The 22402-nt window shown below is 38.5% G+C and carries 19 protein-coding genes; 7 read left to right on the top strand and 12 right to left on the bottom strand.

Annotated features, from left to right (window positions below):
- Positions 1–15: 15 nt before the first annotated feature.
- The 3 genes from EZ444_RS01690 to EZ444_RS01680 all read right to left on the bottom strand — a co-directional run bounded on the left by EZ444_RS01690 (position 16) and on the right by EZ444_RS01680 (position 3980).
- On the bottom strand, positions 16–1932 hold the full coding sequence (locus EZ444_RS01690; protein ID WP_131606594.1) for a sialate O-acetylesterase: 1917 nt from the start codon (positions 1930–1932) through the stop codon (positions 16–18).
- 114 nt (positions 1933–2046) lie between these two features.
- A complete protein-coding gene (locus tag EZ444_RS01685) occupies positions 2047–2817 on the bottom strand; it encodes a carbonic anhydrase family protein (protein ID WP_205945187.1) in 771 nt (256 codons plus the stop codon).
- A gap of 179 nt (positions 2818–2996) precedes the next feature.
- Positions 2997–3980, bottom strand: a complete 984-nt coding sequence (locus tag EZ444_RS01680; protein ID WP_131606592.1) for an aldo/keto reductase — start codon at positions 3978–3980, stop codon at positions 2997–2999.
- A gap of 182 nt (positions 3981–4162) precedes the next feature.
- Between EZ444_RS01680 and EZ444_RS01675 the strand changes: the two genes are divergently transcribed.
- Positions 4163–5245 carry a calcium:proton antiporter gene (locus tag EZ444_RS01675; RefSeq protein ID WP_131606590.1) on the top strand — a complete coding sequence of 361 codons (1083 nt, stop codon included), beginning with the start codon at positions 4163–4165 and terminating at the stop codon, positions 5243–5245.
- A 30-nt stretch (positions 5246–5275) separates the two neighbouring features.
- Here the strand turns inward: EZ444_RS01675 and EZ444_RS01670 are convergent, their stop codons facing one another.
- The 4 genes from EZ444_RS01670 to EZ444_RS01655 all read right to left on the bottom strand — a co-directional run bounded on the left by EZ444_RS01670 (position 5276) and on the right by EZ444_RS01655 (position 8328).
- Positions 5276–5623 (bottom strand): hypothetical protein, encoded by a 348-nt coding sequence (locus tag EZ444_RS01670; RefSeq protein WP_131606588.1) that lies wholly within the window; start codon positions 5621–5623, stop codon positions 5276–5278.
- A 121-nt stretch (positions 5624–5744) separates the two neighbouring features.
- Complete coding sequence (locus EZ444_RS01665; protein ID WP_131606586.1) at positions 5745–6674, bottom strand: hypothetical protein; 930 nt, start codon at positions 6672–6674, stop codon at positions 5745–5747.
- Positions 6675–7203: 529 nt separating this feature from the next.
- A complete protein-coding gene (trhA, locus tag EZ444_RS01660; protein WP_131606584.1) occupies positions 7204–7842 on the bottom strand; it encodes a PAQR family membrane homeostasis protein TrhA in 639 nt (212 codons plus the stop codon).
- Between the two features lie 57 nt (positions 7843–7899).
- Positions 7900–8328 (bottom strand): hypothetical protein, encoded by a 429-nt coding sequence (locus EZ444_RS01655; protein ID WP_131606582.1) that lies wholly within the window; start codon positions 8326–8328, stop codon positions 7900–7902.
- A gap of 81 nt (positions 8329–8409) precedes the next feature.
- On the opposite strand from EZ444_RS01655, the gene miaE reads away from it, so the two are divergent.
- Together miaE and EZ444_RS01645 are read left to right on the top strand one after the other, a co-directional pair.
- Entirely contained in the window at positions 8410–8991 is a 582-nt protein-coding gene (miaE, locus tag EZ444_RS01650) for a tRNA-(ms[2]io[6]A)-hydroxylase (protein ID WP_131606580.1), read from the top strand.
- Between the two features lie 64 nt (positions 8992–9055).
- Positions 9056–9574 carry a plastocyanin/azurin family copper-binding protein gene (locus EZ444_RS01645; RefSeq protein ID WP_131606578.1) on the top strand — a complete coding sequence of 173 codons (519 nt, stop codon included), beginning with the start codon at positions 9056–9058 and terminating at the stop codon, positions 9572–9574.
- A 29-nt stretch (positions 9575–9603) separates the two neighbouring features.
- On the opposite strand, the gene EZ444_RS01640 is transcribed toward EZ444_RS01645, so the two are convergent.
- The 3 genes from EZ444_RS01640 to EZ444_RS01630 all read right to left on the bottom strand — a co-directional run bounded on the left by EZ444_RS01640 (position 9604) and on the right by EZ444_RS01630 (position 12977).
- Positions 9604–9990, bottom strand: a complete 387-nt coding sequence (locus EZ444_RS01640; RefSeq protein WP_131606576.1) for a hypothetical protein — start codon at positions 9988–9990, stop codon at positions 9604–9606.
- 86 nt (positions 9991–10076) lie between these two features.
- Positions 10077–11885, bottom strand: coding sequence for a response regulator (locus EZ444_RS01635; protein ID WP_131606574.1), 1809 nt, complete (start codon positions 11883–11885; stop codon positions 10077–10079).
- 147 nt (positions 11886–12032) lie between these two features.
- On the bottom strand, positions 12033–12977 hold the full coding sequence (locus EZ444_RS01630) for a D-2-hydroxyacid dehydrogenase family protein (protein ID WP_131606572.1): 945 nt from the start codon (positions 12975–12977) through the stop codon (positions 12033–12035).
- Between the two features lie 112 nt (positions 12978–13089).
- On the opposite strand from EZ444_RS01630, the gene EZ444_RS01625 reads away from it, so the two are divergent.
- Complete coding sequence (locus EZ444_RS01625) at positions 13090–14061, top strand: 3-keto-disaccharide hydrolase (protein ID WP_131606570.1); 972 nt, start codon at positions 13090–13092, stop codon at positions 14059–14061.
- 119 nt (positions 14062–14180) lie between these two features.
- Complete coding sequence (aspA, locus tag EZ444_RS01620) at positions 14181–15590, top strand: aspartate ammonia-lyase (RefSeq protein WP_131606568.1); 1410 nt, start codon at positions 14181–14183, stop codon at positions 15588–15590.
- A gap of 176 nt (positions 15591–15766) precedes the next feature.
- Here the strand turns inward: aspA and hepC are convergent, their stop codons facing one another.
- Together hepC and EZ444_RS01610 are read right to left on the bottom strand one after the other, a co-directional pair.
- The gene (gene hepC, locus EZ444_RS01615; protein ID WP_131606566.1) at positions 15767–17746 is read right to left on the bottom strand and encodes a heparin-sulfate lyase HepC; all 1980 of its coding nucleotides are present in this window, start codon (positions 17744–17746) and stop codon (positions 15767–15769) included.
- An 18-nt stretch (positions 17747–17764) separates the two neighbouring features.
- Positions 17765–18973: a glycoside hydrolase family 88 protein gene (locus tag EZ444_RS01610; protein WP_131606563.1), complete on the bottom strand. Its 1209-nt coding sequence runs from the start codon at positions 18971–18973 to the stop codon at positions 17765–17767.
- A gap of 271 nt (positions 18974–19244) precedes the next feature.
- Between EZ444_RS01610 and EZ444_RS01605 the strand changes: the two genes are divergently transcribed.
- Positions 19245–20885, top strand: a complete 1641-nt coding sequence (locus EZ444_RS01605; RefSeq protein WP_131606561.1) for a sulfatase family protein — start codon at positions 19245–19247, stop codon at positions 20883–20885.
- 9 nt (positions 20886–20894) lie between these two features.
- Complete coding sequence (locus EZ444_RS01600; protein WP_131606559.1) at positions 20895–22394, top strand: sulfatase family protein; 1500 nt, start codon at positions 20895–20897, stop codon at positions 22392–22394.
- Positions 22395–22402: the final 8 nt, after the last annotated feature.

Below are 22402 nucleotides of genomic sequence, written 5' to 3'. Positions count from 1 at the left end.
AAGATTTAGAAATGATTAATTGCTTTTAAAACTTGAAGCGGGTAGGCCTTCATTATTGTAAAGGTTGGCACCATCCGGGCTATCTGCCCAGGCATAACGCACAGCGATAGGCTTGGTAATGGCATCGCTCCAAACTACGACTTGTTTTCCTACTATTTTGGCTTGTGCAGGTACAAATTCTTTTCCATCGGCGGATATGCTGAATAGATTTAATTTTTCGCCAACACACTTTAGCCCTGTTCCAATATGATCAAAGGAAACGTAAACCTGCTTGTCCTGAATTTTTGCTGATTTGTAAATGGGACCAGAAAAGACAAGGTTTTCGTGATAGGCAACTCGCTCTGCCGCCAAAGCCAGGCGCTTTCCTACATCTAATTTATTGGCTGGATGTATGTCGTCTTTCTCTCCAATATCGTGTATAACCGCCATGGCGGTGTGTGGTGTTTTTAAGGTCTTCATCTGGGCTTCCCTCAATAAGGCCCAATTACTATGGAGTGGTTCTATACCTGTACTTGAATAATTGGCCAATTGCACAAACAAAAACGGCAAGTTTGCTTGTTGCCAATCCTCGCGCCAGGTATTGATTAAGGAGGTTAGTAAAGCTTGATATTGTTCTGGTTTAGGGGTATTACTTTCGCCTTGATACCAGGTTATCCCTTTAATACTGTAATCAGAAAGGGGTTTAATCATAGCATAATAATAGGCTGTAGGGCTGTGGCCTGATAATCCATTCCCTCTAGGTAAAACTGCGGTCTCAATTCCGGATTTGAATTTCCAGGTGCCATTTAATGGTATGGAGTCATTCGAAAATTTGAGTTGGTAGCTGTTTTTTGGATTGAAAGCAATTGCATTAGTTGGACTAATCAGTCTGATGGTGATACTATTTTTTCCTGCTTTTAGTATTCCAGATTTGATGGGATAATTACGGTCGGTATAGCCGCTGTTTATAGCTCCTATTTTTTGCCCATTTAGGTAAGTTTCATCCTGCGTCTGCATTACTCCTAAAGAAAGACTAGCGGCTTTTCCCGCTAAATGCTCAGGGACATTTAGCTCAGTTTTAAACCATATGGAGCCATATTTTGGTGTTTTTATTTTTTCAGTTAGCTGCGCTAAGCTTGCAATTTCTTGCCAATTTGCTGCATCCTGATAAGGGGTTAAAAACCACTTCTCGTTTATTCCTAAATCATCTTCTTTTATTGATTTATACCAGGCTTTTGATTTTAATTGATGTTCATTCAATATACGAGCTACTTCGGCAGTATCTTTTAACTTTTGGGCTACTTTGTCGTAATCCGGAAAGGTTTTTAAGGATTCGCTATTTATCCAAGATTGGGCTGGTGTACCGCCTACACTTGAATGGATGATGCCTATTGGTACTTTATATTTTTCATATAAATCTTTTGCGAAAAAATAAGCTACAGCAGAAAAGGACAGGATTGTTTTGGGGTTTGCACTCACCCAGCCGTTATCACTATTTACATCTGGTATTGGGTTAAAAGCCATGTCTCTTTTAACCAGAAATTGCCTGATCATCGGATAATTACTTTGCTCAATAATTTGAGGGTAATTTGCTTTGATGTTAGGTCTACCCATCGTAGCCTCCATGTTAGATTGGCCGGAACACAACCATACATCACCTATAAGTAAGTCCTGAAGTTCATTGTTATTGATTCGCATATTGAACGGTCCGCCGGCTTGTTGCGGTCCAATATTTATAGCCCATTTGTGATCGGAGCCCGCTTTTGTGCTGTACTTTTTATTCTTAAAGGTTAAGGTGATCTCTTCTCCGATATCAGCCCAGCCCCAAATCTTAATGTTTTGATCTCTTTGCAATACCATTCCGTTGCTTACCAATCGGGGAAGCTTGACTTCGGCATATGCAGTAATCGTAAATAACAGCAGGGCGGTGATGCAATGTATGAACTTTTTCATTCTGGCTATATTTGGTCATACAATAATAGCATATTCCATTTGATAATTAGCGATAAATTATAATAAAAACATATAAGTTATCGTACACGAAGTGCTATTGTGGTTTTAATAGACCTATGGTAGCTCGAAGAATTCTACTTTGCCAGTTTCCATTTTATAGATACCACCAACGATTTTAATCTCCCCTTTTGTTTCCATTTCCTTTAAGATGGGGCTCTTCTCCCTAATGTTATGGATACTGAGTTTTACATTTTCCAGGCAAATGTGGTCAACGTATTCTTTGTTTTTGGTAGTCTTTTCTCCTTCGAATGGGGTATCTGCAGTGACTACAGGGCGAATTTTTGAGAGTAAAGCGGTAATGTTTCCAAGTTTAACATTGTCAATCGCTGCTTTTATCGCTCCGCAATGTTCATGTCCCAAAACCACAATAACCTTAGAGCCAGATACTTTACAGGCATACTCCAGGCTTCCCAGGATATCCTCGTTTACAATATTTCCGGCGACGCGAGCGACAAAGAGGTCTCCAATTCCCCGATGGAATACATCTTCTACGGGCACGCGGGAATCCAGGCAGGATAGTATTACAGCTTTAGGGTGTTGTCCTAATGCAGCTTGACGAATTCTTGTTGAATTGTTACGAACGGTTAAGGCGTCAGAAACAAAATCTTCATTTCCTTTTTTTAGGATGGCTATAACCGTGTCGGGGGTCAGTTCAGCCTGCTGTTCAACTGTTAAAATCTTCTCCGAAAGCACTTCAGCGCTGTCTATTTCAATTTTTTCCTTCTTATTTCCCATATCATTAGAAGATTTCGTATTGTTTTGACATGCAATTAAACCAGTTACCCCTAAGAGTAGAGCTGTCATCAGTACTTTTGAAATGCTCATTATGGTATGAATTAAGATTTGTTTTATGGAGTGGTTTGTGTATTTGTTGCTGCATATAAGAAAGTTAACGTTTTATTTTTGCAAAAAAAAGAGGGCGATGATGATCGCCCTCTTTTTGTAAACTCGTTATAAAATGTCCGTCATTCTGAATGTATTTCAGAATCTCGCGCCAGCTTTTTTTAAATTTTGCTGAGTTCAGCATTGATGAAGCTTAACTCTTCGCTACTTAAATCAAAATTCATTGATTCGGCATTGGAAACTGCCTGTGCTGCATTTCTCGCACCAGCCAATACGATGGTGATGCCTTTTTGCAAACTTGTCCAACGTAACACCAATTGAGCAAGACTAGCATTCTTTTCCGCTGCAATCGGACGGATATTGTCCAAAAATACCTTTACTTTTTCTAAATCAAATTGACCAAAATATCCATTTCTGTGGTCATCGCTTTTAAGTTTTTCGTTCTGAAAATATTTACCAGAAAGTAGTCCTCTTTCCATTGGACTGTAAACGATGATTCCAATATTGTTTGCTATTGTGTAAGGAACAAGCTCATTTTCAATGCCGCGGTTGAGCATACTATAACCTACTTGGTTTGAAGCTGGGATAAATGTTTTGCTGGCTTCTTTTAACAGATCCACGCTGTGATTGGAGACAGCCGCTGCACGAACTTTACCTTGTTTAATCAAGCTTTCCATAGCTTCCATTGTTTCATCAATGGGGGTAGTCGCATCTGGCCAATGTTGTTGGATCAGATCGATGTAATCTGTGTTTAAACGTTTCAGACTTTCTTCTACTTCTTTGATGATGTTCGCTTTTGAGGATAGTTTATAGATCGGGGTACTTTTTCCGTTTTCGTCTAAATCAAAGAAATGCTCGCCTTTGCCCTGATTGCTGCCATCCCAAACTAAACCGAACTTGGTTAATAGCTGTACTTTGGTCCTGTCTTTTCCTTTTAAAGCCGTTCCAATCAGTTCTTCACTTAATCCGAAGCCATAAAAAGGAGCGGTATCTAAGGTGGTAACACCATTGTCTATAGAAGCATGGATCGAATCTATAGAGTCTTTCTGCTCATTTCCACCCCACATGGTACCGCCAATGGCAAATGCACCGTAAGTAATTGTAGACAATTCTAAATCTGTATTTCCTAATTTTCTGTATTCCATCTTGTTGTTTTTTTGACGGGGCAAAATTCCCTAAAAAATCAGCATCATCATAATAGTATAAATAGTAGGTAGGTATTATAAAAATGATAGTGTTTTAAAACGTTACATTCCTATTTATGGTTTTCAGCACAATAATTGTAGTTTTAGTTTTGGCGTTCAATATTTTACTTAATCCCAAATTGATGAAGAAAAAATTACCATTGCCTTTATGGACGATTATATCCCCAATAGTAGCCTGGTTAGCGTATTTTGGCAACTCCTTGGACCTGGGAACTTTCTATATATTTTTTCTTGCAGCTGTCCTGATTGCAGGAGTACTTGCTGCGGTGCACCATGCTGAAGTTGTCGCACATCGTGTGGGCGAGCCATTTGGTACCCTGCTATTGGCCCTTGCCATTACGGTAATTGAGGTCGCATTAATTGTCTCTCTGATGCTCACTGGTGGTCCGGATACGGCTGCACTTGCCCGGGATACAGTTCTGGCTGCGGTGATGATTATTTTAACTGGAATTATTGGTTTGTGCTTACTGGTAGGGGGTGCAAAGTTTAAGGAACAGGTGTTTAGCTTGCCTGGGGTAAGTGCGGCTTTGGTTACGCTTACAGCCATATTGGTGTTGACACTGATTCTTCCTAATTATACCACCAGTAAGGAAGGTCCTGAATACTCTCAGGTTCAACTTATCTTTGTAGCTGTGGTATGTTTGGTATTGTATGGTGCTTTTGTAATGGTTCAAACCATGAGACACCGCGATTTCTTTTTACCACCAGATGCTGATGGTAATGAAGAAGTACACGCTGAACCGCCAACGACTAAGGTTGCATTGTTAAGTACATTTTTATTGGTTTTATGCCTGGGCGTTGTAGTGTTGTTAGCAAAAGCACTGGCGCCTGATATAGAAAATGCGGTAGTGAACTTTGGCGCGCCAAAGTCATTAGTTGGGGTGATCATCGCAGCAGTAGTATTATTGCCGGAAGGTCTTGCAGCCTATCGTGCAGCTAGAAAGAACCGTTTACAAACAAGCTTGAATCTGGCATTAGGATCTGCACTGGCAAGTATCGGTTTAACCATTCCAGCTGTCGCAATTGTATCTATCGTAACTGGAATGACTATCACGTTGGGAATTGATATGAAGGCTACGGTATTGCTGCTATTGGCGCAGTTTACCATCATGCTTTCGTTGGCAACTGGGCGTACTAATGTGTTGCAAGGAGTTGTGTTGTTAGTGGTATTTATGGTTTATCTTTTTACTATTATAGCGCCATAAGAAAAGGAGAATAGAAATCTATTCAGATTTCTATTCTCTAACCTCTAGTTCTTCATCAAACAGTTCAAAAAATAGGTTTTGCAATTTATGAACATGCTGTAGTGTTTTATAATCTCCTGAGTCATCATTCGCTGGTACTTGCTTGTAGCACTCAAAATATTCATCTTCTTCAATATGATACAAGAAGAAATTGTATTCAGGATGTTGATAGTAACCACCACCATTGTCATTAAATCTAAACTTGTTAACTAGCCAGTCTTTAGTTATGGAAATTGGAGTAAAGTCTTCAGCAAAGTCAATATCTGGCCCACAAAGCACCTGAAACAACTCCTCCTTATTCATGCAATAATTGGAAATTCTTAATTCTGTGTTTTTCATATTGCCTCAAATCTACAAATAGATTTAATAAACCTATGATAGGTTATCTATAGGATCTTGAGCTTGTGTTCGGTGTTTCAGACCCGATAAAAAGGACTTCTATAGGGGATGCATCATTGGATTAAACTGTAGAAGACAGTGCTACTAGCATTTGGGATTCCAGAAATATGGTGTAAATCAAGGCAAATAACAGGCAATACCAGAGGATGTCGATTTCCTTTCTCCATTTAATCCAGGATGCGGTTACGATAAAAAGTGGGAGCGTAATGAGATAAATTATAATGAAGTTAAATATAAAATCGAAAGGCGTGGAGTAATGATCAGTTATGAATACGGTAATGCCCATCTGTGCCAGCCAAACTGAAATAGGGAGGAGAAAGCATAAAAAATATTTCCAACCCCATTTCATCGGTACTGCTTCTGGGTAAGTTTTGCGGTAGTTTTTTACGATGAGCATAATCATCAAAATGACCAGAATTGTCAATATGGCGAGTTGGATATACTTCATGATAATCGTATCTGCTCGGGTATTAATCCTGTCAGAAAAAATCATCCGATCCCCTTCGAATTTTTGAATTTGAGTGGTTTCTCCTTTAATGAAGGTCTTTTTAGTAACAACAGTATTTGCATGCTCCCGATAGGTCCATATGGAGTCTTCGATCCCATTTTTATAAAAACCTTCTATTAGCGTAGTATCGCCATTTTTCCTGATGAATTTTCCATCCAAACGGCCGCCTTTGAATCGGAGTGAGTCTTCATAATTCGGGGCTTTAAGTGTAAGGTAGGTCATCTTTCCCGGAGGCATTAGACTTTCAATTTTTGGCATTTGATTGTGTAGAGACTCATCCAGACTGGTAAGGAAAAGGTTTTTATTGTAGTCGTCGCTTTTAACAGGTCGTCTGGTAGTCTCTAGTTGTTTCACCTCAACTACGAGTAACGAATCGAAAGTGTGAATCCTAAAGTCTTCTTCATCATAATTGGAATCGGGCAATACGTTAGACTTAAAAAGTACATACTGTGGCTGCTCAAAACTTTGAATATATCTAGGCATGCTACTCGCGCAAAAGGCGAAAAATGCCAACACGGCGATAAATTGAGGATTTAAGTTAATGTTGAAAGTCAGGCCATTTAAAGCATACCAAGCTAGCGGTAGAACAATCAAAGCCAAAAGGTCAGTTGGGTCTACTACTCGTTGAATGGGGAAGAAATAGGTACTGAAAAAATCAATAAATATTGAAGAATAGCTGCTTTTCCAATATATAAACAGCAATCCGGTAAGGACAAATATTGGCAGTCTGTGTTTAGGGAACAAGACTGACCAGAAAATCGGGAATATAAATAACCCGCAGAAATCTGATAGTTTTCCTGTGAAAGTATTATGAAAAACTTCTTTTAGATAGAAATCGTTAAGTATCAATAAGGCTAAGCAAATGAGGAAAGGTAAGGAGGTTAAGGGTTTCAATCGATTGGAGATACGCATACTTGATTAGCTTTCCAGTTTATACAAAAAAATGGGTTTGGTAACCCAAAGAGATGAGCATGAAGGTTTATTATTAAAGGGAATAAAATTACGGTAAATGCTACATGGAAAGCAACACTGCTACATAATGAAAGATAGCTGCTGCCAATACCATTGCATGCCATAATGCATGAGAATAGGGCCGTTTACCAAATAGATAAAAAGCTGTTCCTATGGAATAAAAGCCAGCGCCAATAAACAACATGATAATCACTGAATCTGGAAGTGCTGCAAAAAACTTATTTCCGCCAATTAACATCATCCATCCCATTAGCAGGTAAATGATCGTGGAAATGATATTGTATCTACCGGTGTACCATATTTTAAAAAATATACCCACAACCGTAAGTCCCCATAATATGCAAAGCAACATGATCCCGAAACTATTGTTCATATAGATCAGTAAAAAAGGCGTATAAGTTCCAGCAATAAGGAAGTAAATACTGATGTGATCAAGGATTTCAAAGAGTCTTTTTACCCCAAATTCTAGAGCCAGGTGGTATACCATTGAACAAGTGAATAGCATGAGGAAACAAAAGCCGTAAATACCAGCTCCGACTATGGCAGGTACATTGTTATGGGCTGTGGCTATTCCGATGAGTACGGGCAAACCGCTAACACCAAATAGTACCCCAATACCATGGATTAGTCCATGGAGGAGCTCTTGCTTTCTGGTAAATTTTTCCTTAATTCCATTCATTAAATAAGTAACAATTGAAACCCGTAAAAGTTAACCTATTAGGAAAAATGGGTAACTCTAACGCATCTTTTCAAATACAAACTTTGGGTTTTTATAATTGATTGGAATGTGCTTTTTGAAATAGGGGATGTTCATGTAAATTTCCAGAGATCCTTCTCCCATAATTAACTGATCATCTTTTTTTAATAACGCAATTGGAGCGGTATGCCACTTTTCTATTCCGTAATGTTGGAATCGGTAGGTCCCCTTTAAAGTATCTCCTTTTATAATTCCCGTAACACCGCCAGAATCTTTGTATGCGCCATGGTAATTGACTTCATATTGGCCGTAGAACTCCTTATCGGTCAGTTTTATTTTAAGTATTGCGGTATCCCCTTTATTAATAGCTTGGTACATTGTTGTAGTTTCATCACGATCTATCTCACTATTGTAGCAACTGGATAGGATAAAAATTATCCCTAAAAACGGTAATAACGGTTTCTTCATGTACCTATTTGATTATTTTCAAATATAGCTATAGGTAGGTGAAATCTTTCCTAATTTTGGCCTCAAGAAGATATTATCATTATGCTTGGATTAAAATTATTGACAGACCCACGTTGGGCAAACATTGCTGAATCAAATTTAGAGGAGATCTTAACTGATCATGCCTGGTGCGAACAAAAAGCAGCAACAAATGCCATCACCCTGATTGCCAATAATTCGGAGCATATGGATCTGGTGGAAGCCCTTACTGCTATTGCAATTGAAGAAATGCAACACTTTCAAATGGTGGTCGATATTATCAATCAACGTGGTTACACCCTTGGTCGTGAACGTAAAGATGATTATGTAGGTCAACTGGTTAAATTTAGTCGTAGAGATGGCAGTAGGAACAACGCTTTTATCGACCGTCTTTTATTTGCCGCAATGATTGAAGCAAGAAGCTGCGAGCGTTTCCGTGTATTGTCGCAAAACATTAAAGACCAGGAATTGGCAAAATTCTACCATGATTTGATGGTGTCGGAAGCAGGACATTACACGGTGTTTCTAAATTTTGCCCGTAAATATACCATCGATATTGATGTAGATAAAAGATGGAAAGAGTGGCTTGAATTTGAAGGCGAGCTGATTCAGAGCTTCGGTAACAAAGAAGCCATTCATGGCTAATCAAAAAAATAGTAAACTATACTGAGATAGTAATGTTATAGGGCTGCATTTAAAAATTACTAAAATGAAAAAAGTCCTTAGTATTACAGCATTGGTTGCGGCTTTTGCATTTACACTTAGTTCATGCGGTTGTGATGATGAGACCAAAAAACAACCAGTAACTCCACCCGCAGAGGATATGATGGTCCCACCAGCGGCGGAGGCTATTAGCAATACTTTAACTTTATCAGCCCATGATGAGATGAAGTTTGATAAAACGGAATTAAAGGCATTAGCTGGAAAACCAATTACATTAACATTTGCACACATTGGTACAATGGATAAAAATACAATGGGTCATAATTTTATCCTGTTAAAAAAAGGTACGGATATTGACGATTTTGTGAAAAAAGCGCTAACAGCAAAGGACAACGATTATATTCCTAAATCTGAAAGTGATAAAATTATTGCTCATACCAAGTTACTTCCAGGTGGAGCAACTGATACAATTGAGTTTACAGTCCCTGAAAAAGGTACCTACGATTTTATTTGTTCTTTTCCAGGACACGCTGCTACAATGAGGGGGAAATTTATTGTAGAGTAGTATTAATTACACGGACTATGTTCCCGATTTTAAATTTCAGGGAACATGGTTTGCGCTCTTTCACCAATCAAAGGCATTGGTTTTTTCTCTCCATTTAAAACACCAATAAATCCAATGATCCAGATAACAAATAGGCCGACGTATACAATGTATGCGAGGTAAATAATTCCAAACATCCCTGTAGTGGCTATTAATATCCCCAGAAAAAAGCTGAGTGCAAAGTATATAACTGTTGATATGATTGCGAACAGCAAAGTTTGTCTCAAATGATAACTACCAAAGTCAGTTTTTTTGTCTTTATGCAGTGCAAAGTAGGCAATTAACCATAAAATTATACCGAAATAGCTCAGTATAGCAGCTGTTTTTCCATTGTCTGAAGTAACAGGCGTTGGGTTAAAAGGTTTGTTAGTTTCCATTTTAAGATGCTTTTAAGATTGTAAATTATTGGTAGGCTGTTAAATATATTCCAATAATGATGCCACAGAAGTTTTAAGCACAATTCTTAGGTCCCATATACTATTGGAGCTTCAATACCTACTTTTTTTAGTTTTTGGAATAAATGATGCGGATCGAATGGTTTTGAAAGATAGTCGTTCATTCCTGATTTTTTTACCCTTTCCGCTACATTGTTGTTTACACTCGCTGTAAGCGCAATAATATGGATGTTAGCCTTTTTCTTATTGTTTAGACTACGAATGGCTTCAGTTACCTCATAGCCGTCCATTTCGGGCATATAAAGATCCATTAAGATCACATCAAAATCTCCTTGTTCTAATTTTTGCAATGCAAATAATCCATTTTCAGCAATTGTGGGGACAATATTCCATTGTTCAAGTGTTTTTTTTATGACAAGAATATTTACAGGGTTATCCTCGGCAACCAATATTTTAAGGTGAGCCAATTCATACTTCGCGTCTAGCGGCTTATGAATGATCGTTGAATCAGCAACAAGATATGGAAAGGTAATGTCGAAAAAGAATTTTGCACCAGTATTCACGTTGCTTACCATTTCAATATCACTATTAAACATTTTTAAGACTTTTTTAACAATAGGAAGGCCAAGACCGGTACCACCATAGTGGCGACTTGTACTTGTTGAAGCCTGGGTAAATGGCTCAAAAATATGCTGCTGTTTATGGAGTTCTACGCCGATGCCTGTATCCTCAATTGTAAAACGAATAGTGATTAGCGTATCACTGAGGTCGATAGTTTCGGTATACAAGCCCACATATCCACTTTCTGTAAATTTAATTGCATTGTTTAATAGGTTAACCAATACCTGGGTTAAGCGGGTAGGATCGCCGATTACGATTTTATCTTCAAGTTCATCAGCAATGCTGAGTTTTAAATCCAGCATTTTTTCCTGAGCCTTTAGTTTAAGACTGCAGTAGTTGTTTTTTAGTAGGGTGGAGAGGTCGAAAGCAATGTGTTCCAGCTCAACCTTATCAGAATCAAATTTATTGAAATCAAGAATATTATTAACGAGCAACAGTAGGTTTTCAGCCGAAAACTTAAGAACAGAAAGGTTTTCCTCTTGATCCTTACGTGGATCTTGTAGTAGTAACGCATTGGATATACCAATTACGCCATTTAAAGGGGTACGCAATTCGTGCGACATTGTCGACAAAAACTCCATTCGAGTATTAGATACTTTTTTAAGATCAGACAGCGTTGTATTCAGCTTCTCGTTCAGCTCCTTTAGCTCATTTTTTGTTTGAGTCAGATTAATGAAATTACGATTAAAAGCTTTGAAAAAATAATAATGGAGATAGACGATTAATAAAAAATTATAGGCTGTGACGAATAGATAGGTGGCTTGATTAACTTCTTGTGGGCCAGATCCTAAGTAGAAATAGTTTTTGCTGTCAATACCGGTGTATATGATTACGGGTAATATGTTAATAGCCGAATAAAACCATCCCCATTTTAAGCCATGCATATAAAAGCTAAGCGCACAGGCAAACCAGATAAATTGCAGGGTTTCTACATTAATATCTTGCACATACACCGATAAATTACTCCAAACGGCGAACGTGAGCAAACAAAGTGATATATGAGAAGCTAGTCTCCAGGCGCGGGTATAATAAATCAGACCTAAAAGCATTAAAGCGGCGAGGAAAACTGTACTAACCCTGATCAGATGTAAGGTCTGCCCCCCTAAAATATAGGCTACGGTTAATATAGCTGTGAAAGGGAGGTATAGTATCAGGATATAGGAAAGCATTTTAGCACGAGCTTGATTTATAGGATCAGTTTCGGGCTTCGCTAATTTGATGACAAAATTTTCAATAGGTTGAAATAGATGAATCATAATTATTTTTTAATTTAATAAAAAAAAACAATGGAAGGCGAGGGTCTTAAGAAAATACTAATGGTGTCTGGTTAGGATCGAGCTGGATACAGAGTTTGTATTCAATGGATAACAATAACAAAAGTTTATGTTTAATGTTTTTATTATTTATCTTTTTCGTAAAGATAGAAAATCTTTAATTCTAAGAATTGTATCCTCGTAAAATATCTGATACGTATCTTTTGTTACATAGCCAATATGGGGTGTAGCTAATAAATTGGGTAGCCATCGGAAGGGATGGTTGGTTGGTAGCGGTTCTATCTCATAGACATCTAATGCGGCGCCAGCGATTCTTTTGTTTTTTAAGGTCGCAATAAGATCGGTTTCATTGATTAATGGCCCCCTCGAGGTATTGATAAGATAGGCTGTTGGTTTCATTAATGAAAGCTCTTTTGAGGTAATGATGTTTCTTGATCTTGAGCTTAAAATTAAGTGTACGCTTACAAAATCAGCCATCTTAAACAACCCTTCTTTACTAACTAACTTTGCACCATGCTCATTTGCTTTTTCTAAAGTAAGGTTTTCGCTCCAGGCAACTACCTCCATTTCAAACGCTTTGGCATACCGCGCTATTACACTTCCAATATTACCTAAACCAACAATTCCAATAGTTTTCCCTTTCAGGTCTACGCCAATTTCCTTTTGCCAATGCCCTTCGCGTAAGGAGGTGGTTTCAGGAACAATATGTCTTGATAAGGCAAGCAGCAAGGCCCAGGTCAACTCGGGAGCTCCACTTGCGTGATAGCCGGTCGTTGAAATGGTAATACCTAATTCTTCAGCGGCCTTTGCATCTATAGAAGCATTGCGAAGGCCGGTAGAGATAATCAATTTAAGGTTGGGTAACTGGGAAAGAATTTCTCTGGTTAAGGGGGTTCGTTCGCGCATAACACAGATCACATCAAATTGCATTAATCGGTGTATAATTGCAGTTTGATCTGTGATGTGGTCATTAAAGACTACTATGTTGGTCGTTTTCTGTAGGCTGGACCAATCGCCATAGGAAAGGGCTACGTTTTGGTAATCATCTAATATTGCAATTTGGGGAAGTTTCATTTGTCTGATTTTTTACAAAAAACAAGTTACAGCTGATTAAGTTTCTCAATAGGTAATTTTGATAGAATAATTTATATCTTGTGTTGACAAATGATAATCGAAAATTAATTTTATGCGTAAAAATCTTATTGTATTCGGTATGAGTTGCCTATTGATGGTAGGTTCGGCCGAATGTTTATTTGCATCGGCTAACAAGATAGCTGTTGAACCACAAGTGGTAGCGCCCAAAGATCTGATAGGCCGTTGGGATATCACTGTTGATGAGAATGGAAAATCTGCGCCGTCATGGCTGGAAGTAAAGCTTTCTGGCTTTCGTACTTTGGTAGGCTATTTTGTGGCTTCCTCCGGTAGTGCCCGTCCGGTTGCTGAGGTAAAGTTTGACAATGGTAAGTTCAGGTTCGAGATTCCACCACAATGGGAAAGTGGTACTCAGAATTTTGTGATAGAAGGTGAATTGGTAGGGGACGGAATCCAGGGAACCATGGTGACCAGTGAGGGTGAAAAGTACAACTGGAAAGGCGTAAAAGCTCCTTATTTGAAAAGAACGGCAGCTCCGGTATGGGGAAAGTCGATCAATTTATTTAATGGAAAAGACTTAACCGGTTGGAAGGCTACAGGCAAAAACCAATGGGTAGTAAAAGATGGTGTTTTAACCAGCCCAAAAGCAGGATCTAACTTAATAACCGACCAGAAATTTGAAGATTTTAAACTACATGTTGAATTCAAATATGCAAAAGGAGGAAATAGTGGTGTGTATTTGAGAGGTCGTTATGAAACGCAAATAGAAGATAGTCCGAAAGATGCACATCCTAACAGTGTTTTGTTTGGTGGGATCTATGGATTTTTGACAGCCAATGAAATGGTAACGCTTGGACCTGATCAATGGCAAGTATATGATATTACATTGGTTGGTAGAATGGTAACCGTAGTTGCTAATGGTAAAACCATCATTAGTAATCAGGAAATACCAGGCATCACTGGTGGAGCTTTAGATAGCAACGAAGGGGAACCGGGACCAATTTATCTTCAAGGTGATCATCAGCCTATAGAATTTAGAAAAATAGTAATTACGCCTGCTAAGTAAACGGCTATATTATTCAAGTATTGAAGCCTGATCATTATTTATGATCAGGCTTTTATTTTACCCCAAAACATTTGAGGATGTAAAAGGGTTTTATAGGTCAAGGGTTAAATTAAATTATTATGGCATCTTTTCGAATTGAACACGATTTTTTAGGGGAAAAAGAAATTAGCAATGACTGTTATTATGGCGTTCAGACGATGCGGGCTAAGGAAAATTTCGACATTACGGGCATCCCAATCGGTAGTGAGCCTCTTTTGATAAAGGCCTTTGGTCATGTTAAAAAAGCTGCGGCATTAGCCAACAGAGATCTGGGTATTTTGGATGCAAAAAAGGCCGAAGCGATTGCTTATGCTTGTGATAGATTGATTGCTGGAGAGTTTACAGATCAGTTCATCAGCGATCTGATACAGGGTGGTGCCGGAACATCAACCAATATGAATGCAAACGAGGTAATTGCCAACCTGGGATTGGAATATATGGGCTATAAAAAGGGCGAATACATTCATTTGCACCCAAATAATGATGTAAACCTTTCCCAAAGTACTAATGATGCTTACCCCACTGCATTTAGAATTGCTGTTTACCTTAAAATCGCTGCTTTTTCAGTTGCCGTTGAAAAATTGCAAAAAGCATTTTTTGATAAAGGAAAAGAGTTTGAGGATGTTTTGAAAATGGGAAGAACCCAGCTTCAGGATGCTGTACCTATGACGCTGGGACAGGAGTTTAATGCTTTTGCGACTACTTTAGGAGAAGATGTAATGCGCATCAGAGAGTCCGCTTTACTCATCACCGAAGTAAATATGGGCGCAACGGCGATCGGTACTGGAGTTAACGCTCCAGAAGGTTATTCGGAACTGTGCGTGAAATATCTTGCAGAGATTAGCAAAGTACCGGTAATTCTTTCTGCCGACTTGATTGAAGCAACTTATGATACAGGTGCTTACGTACAATTGAGTGGAACCTTAAAACGTAATGCCATTAAATTGAGTAAGATTTGTAATGATTTGAGGCTATTGAGTAGCGGTCCACGCTGCGGTCTCAACGAAATCAACCTTCCTGCTATGCAGCCAGGTTCATCTATTATGCCAGGCAAAGTGAACCCTGTAATACCAGAACTGATGAACCAGACCTGTTTTTATGTGATTGGTGCAGACCTTACCGTAACTATGGCAGCGGAAGCGGGACAGTTGCAGCTTAATGTGATGGAACCCGTAATTGGTATGGCATTGTTTACCTCATTACAATACCTAACTAAAGCTTGTAATGCCCTTAGAAAAAAATGCGTTGTTGGTATCACAGCCAATGTAGAGCATTGCAAAAATATGGTGATGCAAAGTATAGGAATTGTAACGCAGCTGAATCCAATTTTGGGTTATGAAGAATGTTCTTCTATTGCCAAAGAAGCACTAAAAACTGGGAAGTCGATTCATGAGATAGTTGTAACCGAGAGAAAGCTGATTACTCAGGCCAAATGGGATGAAATTTATTCCATTGAGAACCTAATTCATCCTAAATTTATTGCGCAATGATATTAAACAAAATGGCCCAACTGAACTCAGTTGGGCTATTTTGTTTTAGGCTCGCCGTCATCCTGAATTTATTTCAGGACCACGCACTTACCATTTAAAACCTGCCTAAACGAGGTCCTGAAATAAATTCAGGATGACGACTGTTTTACATACCTTCGTTTAAGAAAAATGTAATGCTAATTACCTGTTAATTGCTCAGTAACCTGAGTTTTTTTACCATTAATAGTTAATGTTAAATCAACAATCCCCTTAGCAAGGTTATGTTTTGAACCTTCTTTTACACTAATTTCTGGAGCTTTGCTTCCTTCAAAAGGATAAAGTACAGTTGTAAAACTTACAGTTTTGTTGTCGTTCTTAGCTTTTTCAAATGCAAAAGCAGGGCGTGCAACTTCTTTACGGTATTTATAAGATACTTTACCTTCTTCTTCTGTTAATACAGCACCTTTATTTAGGGTTTGGATCAACAGGTTGTTACCATCTTTATAACCAGTTTGTACACTGTTGTTTGACTTATTAAAAGTAGTACCACTTTCTTCAGCAAGCTGGAAGTGGATACCTACATTACCTTTTGCATCACCAATAGCCTCATCAATAATCACAAAATACTTTTTATCGATGAACAATACACTACGGCGGTGGTTCAGTTCCTTGTAACTCTGGTTATTATATACCAATAAGTCTACGGCAGGACTGGTTTTCCAGGTCAGCAATTTCGCATTGCAACTATCCATATTGATATTGTCAAGCGTTAAGGTTTTGTGTACTTTAGTCTGACGGTAAGCATCTCTCAATTTCTGAATTTCAGCACTTCCGCTGTAAACATAAGCACCAGCATCTGGCATGAAATTGCGACCTTTTACCCAAAGATCAAACGTGCCATTGTCTGGCTGACTGTGGAAGAATGCTGGTGGGCTGGCTCTTAACACCATTACCGTAGCATCATTTTTCCAACCGTTTCTAAAAGTATAGAAACCACCGGTTTTTAACGCATTTGATAAATATGCAGGTGCAGTACCTTGTTTTCCATCTGTGGCGAAATACTTAATTACGGGGTTGTGTGGGAATACCTGCAACCAGTCTTTGTATTCCTTTTGCATTTCACTCTTACCAGTTAATTTGGCATCACCAAACATTGGGTAAGAATAATCAGGGAAAGAGAAATTAGTTAAAGCGATGATCATTTCTTCAATTGTTTTCTTGTAGCTTTCTGGAAACTCGTTAGACATTCCTGTCAGTTGAGTCATGCGCAATGCTTTCAAAAAGATATTGATCGCAGCTACATGATAATTTGGAGAAAGCTCAAACTGTAATCCATCTGGATAGATTTGTTTCTTGATCTCTGCATTTAAGATTTCGATACCACTTTTTCTCCAGGTATCAGCAGGTTTCAACTCAGGGAAGAAACAACCTGCATAAACGATCCTTTGCGCTTCAAACAACAGGTGATTTCCTTGCTTAGAGTAATTGTTAAGGATATGATTTGCTTGTTGGTTGTAAGTATTAAGGAATTCAAGCAAGAAATCAGGAGTAAAATTAGGAGAGCTCACAAACATGTTGAACATACCTGGTTGATCCTGAATCCTTGTAGAAACCTCTAAGGGACGCCATGCAAAACGATCATTCTCTTTAGACAAGCCTTTTGGGTTCTTTTTTACCCAGTCGCGGAACTGGAAAACCCATTCTTTAGCATATTTCTCATCACCGGTTGACCAGTAGGCCAATCCCATTGGTTGCCACCAATATGTGCGGTGTAATTGCCAACGGATCTCATTGTCCTTAATTGGCCAATGTTGCCAGTTGATATCCTGACCATAATCAATAAATCCGTATCCTGGATGAACATAGAATTGGTGCAGCAAACCTTTATCTGCTTTTTCAAGTACCCCTGCAGGAAGTTTTTTTCCAGCAAAGCGGGCTTTATCTTCCATATTATAATCAGGATGCTTAATGTTATCCCTTTTTCTATAATATTTTAATAAGGCTTTGGCTGCATTTTCATAATCCTTAGCTGCAACGAGTTTGTTTACCTCTTCCAGACCGGGGTAGTTCAGGTTCAGATTACTGAAGCTGTCTTTAGTCACCGGCGTACCTTGCGGCTTGGCAAATAATAGGGTAGGCGCAAGGGCAAGCAAGAGGATGATCTTTTTTACGTTCATCGTTATTTGGTTTTTAAATTAAGCTTTCGCGATTGTTTTCAAATCAATTTTTTTAATCTCTGCGTATCTTTTTAAAGCTTCCATGAAGTAATAATCAGCATAGTTTAAAGGTGTATCGATTTCCGAATTGTAAAGGAGTGCACCAACGCTGTGTTTCAGGATAAAAAACTGATTTTCTCCTGGCTTAGCTAAATACTCATCTGATGATAACGTTTTTAAAATATCTTCAGCAAATTTAAAATATTTATCGCCGTCTTTTACTTGTGTACTTAAATCTAACAATGCCGAAGCGATTACAGCAGCGGCAGAAGCGTCTCTTGGAGAACGGTCAGCGTTATGCACATCAAAATCCCAAAGTGGAATTTTATCCTTAGGCATTTTTGGGTGATTCATGATAAACGCGGCAACTTTTTCGGCTTGTTCTAAGAATTTTTTGTCTTTCGTATCTCTAAAGCTCATGGCATAGCCATATACTGCCCATGCTTGTCCTCTAGCCCATGCCGACTCGTGTGTTAAACCTTGGTGGGTTTCTCTTTGTAATACTTTTCCAGATAAAGTATCGTAGCTAATTACGTGGTATGAGCTGTAATCTTTTCTGAAATGGTTTTTCATGGTTGTTACTGCATGCGTTTTCGCAGCTGCAAACCATTCTGGTTTCTTGAATTCGTTTCCTGCCCAGTATAAATACTCCAGGTTCATCATGTTGTCGATAATTACCGGGAACTGCCAGTGACCAAAATCCCATGAACGAATAGCACCTACTTTTTTGTTGAAACGTGCATATAAATTTGCAGCACCATTTTCTAAAGGCTTATGGTAAACCTGATCACCTGTTAATCTGTAGCCATTGCCATAAGAGCAATACAACATAAAACCTACATCATGGGTATCCTTAATGTATTGTAACGAGTCTAATCCAAGTGTGAATCTTTTAGCTTGGTCTGCTAAATTTTTATCACCCGATAACTCATACCCGTACCATAATGTACCTGGGAAAAATCCTGTTGTCCAATCGCGCACAGGAGCTAACCTTACCGTTCCATCAGGGTTGATAGATCTTGGATTCATTCCTGGTGTAAAAGTTTGCGCTGCTTTTGTCAACTGATATACCGCAGTCTTTGTCGATTTCTTTAACCAATCATCTCCGTTGTCCTTCGAGACTGCCTTACTATTTGTTGATCCCATCAAAGCGATAGAAGCAATAAATGCACCTACTAATGTTTTCATAATTATGTTTTGTTTTTTATGCTTTTGGAGCTATTAATTTTAGATATTAATGATTTTATGAAGGTAGGGAGCAAAAAAAACAGCGGCTTTAGGAATCGGATATATTCATTTCGAAATTGATGAATGCATGGAGATTTTTAACGGCTAAGCGTCCCGTTTTGTAAAATAATTACTGCTTTAACCAAAATTGATAGTATTTTAAACAATACCTAAATTAGTTCTTGGTAGACTCCTATACTTTCGTTTTTATCGAAAAAACCAAATACTAATAATGGGTAATTTAAAATTCATATTATCGGCTTTGGTTGCCGGAATAGGCTTAAGCTCCTGCCAGCATCCTCAAAAAGTCGAAACTACTAAAAGACCGAATATTGTGTTTATCATGACAGATGACCACACCATTCAAGCTATGAGTGCTTACGGTAGTAAACTCGTTAAAACGCCTAACCTGGACAGAATTGCCAACGAGGGCATTTTGTTTAACAATTGTTTTGTAACCAATGCAGTTTGTGGCCCTTCAAGAGCTACCATCCTGACCGGTAAATACAGTCACCTTAACGGCTTGACTGATAATTCTAAAGTATTCGATAGTACACAGGTGATCTATCCTCAATTGTTAAAACAGGCAGGTTACCAAACCGCAATGATCGGTAAATGGCACCTGGGCTCAACTCCAATGGGCTTCGATTATTACAGTATCTTACCTAATCAGGGGCAGTATTATCAACCTGAATTTTTGGAAAATGGTAAAAAAGTCAAAGAACAAGGCTATGTAACTGATGTAATTACAGATAAGGCCATTGGTTTTCTGGAGAAAAGAGATCATGACAAGCCTTTTATGATGATTTATCAGCATAAAGCACCGCACCGTAACTGGCTGCCTGCACCAAGGCATTTGGGGATGTTTGACAATACGGTTTTCCCAGAACCGGATAATCTGTTAGATGATTTTAATAACAGAGGCCGGGCTGCTAAAGAGCAACTGATGAACATCTCAACAGATATGTGGCCTGCCTGGGATCTTAAAATGCTTTCAACAGCACAGTTAGATTCTATGGCTAAGTTGCCGAACGAAAAGTTTAAAGATGCTAAGGGTGATGATTATAAACAAGCCAATGATCCATCATTAGATAAAGCTCGCTTTTTCGAAGTGTATAACCGCATGACCGATGCTGAGAAAGTACAATGGAAAAAAGTATACGACAAACGTGTTGCTGAGTTTAAAAAGTTAAACCCTAAGGGGGCTGATTTGGTACGTTGGAAATACCAACAATATATGCGTGATTACCTGGCTTGCGTGGTTTCTGTAGATGAAAACGTAGGCAGATTAATGGATTACCTTAAAAAAATAGGAGAGTTGGACAATACCATTATTGTTTACACTTCAGATCAAGGCTTCTTTTTAGGTGAGCATGGTTATTTCGACAAGCGTTTTATGTATGATGAATCTTTCAGGACACCGTTATTGGTAAGATATCCTGCATCTATTAAAGCAGGTTCGGTAAGCAATGCTTTTGCCATGAATCTTGACTTTGCACCAACCTTATTGGATTATGCCGGTGTCAAAATTCCTGATGATATGCAAGGTGTGTCGTTGCGTCCGGTATTGGATAACGCAGGGAAAGCACCTGAAAACTGGCGTAAGGCGGTGTATTACCATTACTATGAATATCCTAGCTGGCATGCGGTAAAAAGACATTATGGCATTAGAACAGAACGCTATAAGTTGATTCATTTCTACAATGATGTGGATGAATGGGAGCTTTATGATATGCAAAAAGATCCAAAGGAAATGAACAATCTGTATGGCAACAAAGCTTATCTGCCAGTAGTAAAAGAGTTGAAAGAACAACTTAAAAAGCTACAGATTCAATATAAAGACACAGATCCAACAGAAACTAATTCTAAATAAATCATAAAGATGAAATTTAACAATTTTAAATACATCCCTGCTGCACTAATGATAGTGCTAACCTGGGCTTCCTGTGCTCCTGAAAAGAAGCCAGAACGTCCAAATATCCTTATGATCATGTCTGATAACCAGTCATGGAATCACGTAGGTAGTTATGGCGATAAAACAGTACGCACACCAAATATGGATTTAATAGCCAAGCAAGGAGTGCGTTTTACCAATGCTTTTTGTAGTTCTCCTTCTTGTACACCGGCAAGGGCAGGCATGTTGGCTGGACAAGATATCTGGCGTTTAAAAGAAGGTGCTAATTTATGGGGCGTATTGCCTGTTCAATACAAAGTATATCCTGACTTATTAGAAGAATCAGGTTATGCTGTTGGTTACCAGGGAAAAGGATGGGGACCAGGAAGTTTTGAAGCAAATAAACGTCCTAGAAATCCTGGAGGAAACAAGTTTGCTAGTTTCGCGGAATTCTTAAAGAATAAACCAGAAGGACCTTGGAGTTATTGGCTAAGTAGTTTGCACCCACATAGACCTTATGTAGAAGGTTCTGGAGAAAAGGCTGGAATAGACCCTGCCAAAGTAAAAGTACCTGGGTATTTACCTGACCAAATCGATATCAGAAAAGATATCGCTGATTATTATGCAGCAATAGAAACATTTGACAAAGAAATTGGTGAGACCCTAAAGGAATTGAAAGCAACTGGCCAATTGGAAAACACCGTTATTGTGGTTTGCAGTGATAACGGTTGGCAGATGCCGCGTGGCTTAGCTAATTTATACGATTTTGGTACACATGTGCCACTTATTATATCTTGGCCAGGTAAATTTAAGCAGAATGTAGTAGCTGATAATTTGGTAACTCTAAACGATTTAGCACCTACATTTTTACAGTTAGGTAAGGTAGCTGTACCAGCTGATATGACGGGTAAAAGTTTATTGCCAATTGTAACAGCAGGTGAAAAAGAAGAAAAACAAAGAGATTATGTGGTACTTGGCCGTGAGCGTCATGCTTTTGTTAGGCAGCATGGTTTAGGTTATCCGGGTAGGGCAATACGTACTAAAGAATTTTTATATATTAAAAACTATGAGTCAAACAGATGGCCAGCGGGTGACCCACCGTTTTATGGAGATATAGATCCATATATGTTCAACTGGCCAGGTGCAACTAAGTACTATCTAATCGAAAATAGAAATGACCCAAAAGTTAAACCCTTTTTTGAATTATCAATGGGTAAAAGGCCTGCTGAAGAGTTATTCGATATTAACAAAGATCCGGATCAATTACATAACCTGGCTGCAGATCCCGCATATGCTAAAATTAAAGAAAAATTAGCTGTTCAAATGCGTGATTACCTGGTGAAAACACAGGATCCCAGAGAAACTGGTGGTGATACAAAGGTTTGGGATACGGCTGACTACTTTAGCGAGGTTGATAAAAAACCGAAACCAAACAAGGAAATGCAAAAGCGATTTAATTTAGATTCTGCTTACGATTATTTAAAATAGAGGAGGTA

This window comes from Pedobacter hiemivivus, from assembly GCF_004331685.1.
Lineage (GTDB): Bacteria > Bacteroidota > Bacteroidia > Sphingobacteriales > Sphingobacteriaceae > Pedobacter > Pedobacter hiemivivus.
The sequence above is the reverse complement of the archived record's forward strand: the minus strand, read 5'-3'. Positions and strand labels throughout refer to the sequence as shown.

Coding starts and splice junctions, on each gene's coding strand:
- EZ444_RS01690 (WP_131606594.1), bottom strand. CDS start 1,932: ATGAAAAAGTTCATACATTGCATCACCGCCCTGCTGTTATTTACGATT.
- EZ444_RS01685 (WP_205945187.1), bottom strand. CDS start 2,817: ATGAGCATTTCAAAAGTACTGATGACAGCTCTACTCTTAGGGGTAACT.
- EZ444_RS01680 (WP_131606592.1), bottom strand. CDS start 3,980: ATGGAATACAGAAAATTAGGAAATACAGATTTAGAATTGTCTACAATT.
- EZ444_RS01675 (WP_131606590.1), top strand. CDS start 4,163: ATGAAGAAAAAATTACCATTGCCTTTATGGACGATTATATCCCCAATA.
- EZ444_RS01670 (WP_131606588.1), bottom strand. CDS start 5,623: ATGAAAAACACAGAATTAAGAATTTCCAATTATTGCATGAATAAGGAG.
- EZ444_RS01665 (WP_131606586.1), bottom strand. CDS start 6,674: ATGCCTAGATATATTCAAAGTTTTGAGCAGCCACAGTATGTACTTTTT.
- trhA (WP_131606584.1), bottom strand. CDS start 7,842: ATGAATGGAATTAAGGAAAAATTTACCAGAAAGCAAGAGCTCCTCCAT.
- EZ444_RS01655 (WP_131606582.1), bottom strand. CDS start 8,328: ATGAAGAAACCGTTATTACCGTTTTTAGGGATAATTTTTATCCTATCC.
- miaE (WP_131606580.1), top strand. CDS start 8,410: ATGCTTGGATTAAAATTATTGACAGACCCACGTTGGGCAAACATTGCT.
- EZ444_RS01645 (WP_131606578.1), top strand. CDS start 9,056: ATGAAAAAAGTCCTTAGTATTACAGCATTGGTTGCGGCTTTTGCATTT.
- EZ444_RS01640 (WP_131606576.1), bottom strand. CDS start 9,990: ATGGAAACTAACAAACCTTTTAACCCAACGCCTGTTACTTCAGACAAT.
- EZ444_RS01635 (WP_131606574.1), bottom strand. CDS start 11,885: ATGATTCATCTATTTCAACCTATTGAAAATTTTGTCATCAAATTAGCG.
- EZ444_RS01630 (WP_131606572.1), bottom strand. CDS start 12,977: ATGAAACTTCCCCAAATTGCAATATTAGATGATTACCAAAACGTAGCC.
- EZ444_RS01625 (WP_131606570.1), top strand. CDS start 13,090: ATGCGTAAAAATCTTATTGTATTCGGTATGAGTTGCCTATTGATGGTA.
- aspA (WP_131606568.1), top strand. CDS start 14,181: ATGGCATCTTTTCGAATTGAACACGATTTTTTAGGGGAAAAAGAAATT.
- hepC (WP_131606566.1), bottom strand. CDS start 17,746: ATGAACGTAAAAAAGATCATCCTCTTGCTTGCCCTTGCGCCTACCCTA.
- EZ444_RS01610 (WP_131606563.1), bottom strand. CDS start 18,973: ATGAAAACATTAGTAGGTGCATTTATTGCTTCTATCGCTTTGATGGGA.
- EZ444_RS01605 (WP_131606561.1), top strand. CDS start 19,245: ATGGGTAATTTAAAATTCATATTATCGGCTTTGGTTGCCGGAATAGGC.
- EZ444_RS01600 (WP_131606559.1), top strand. CDS start 20,895: ATGAAATTTAACAATTTTAAATACATCCCTGCTGCACTAATGATAGTG.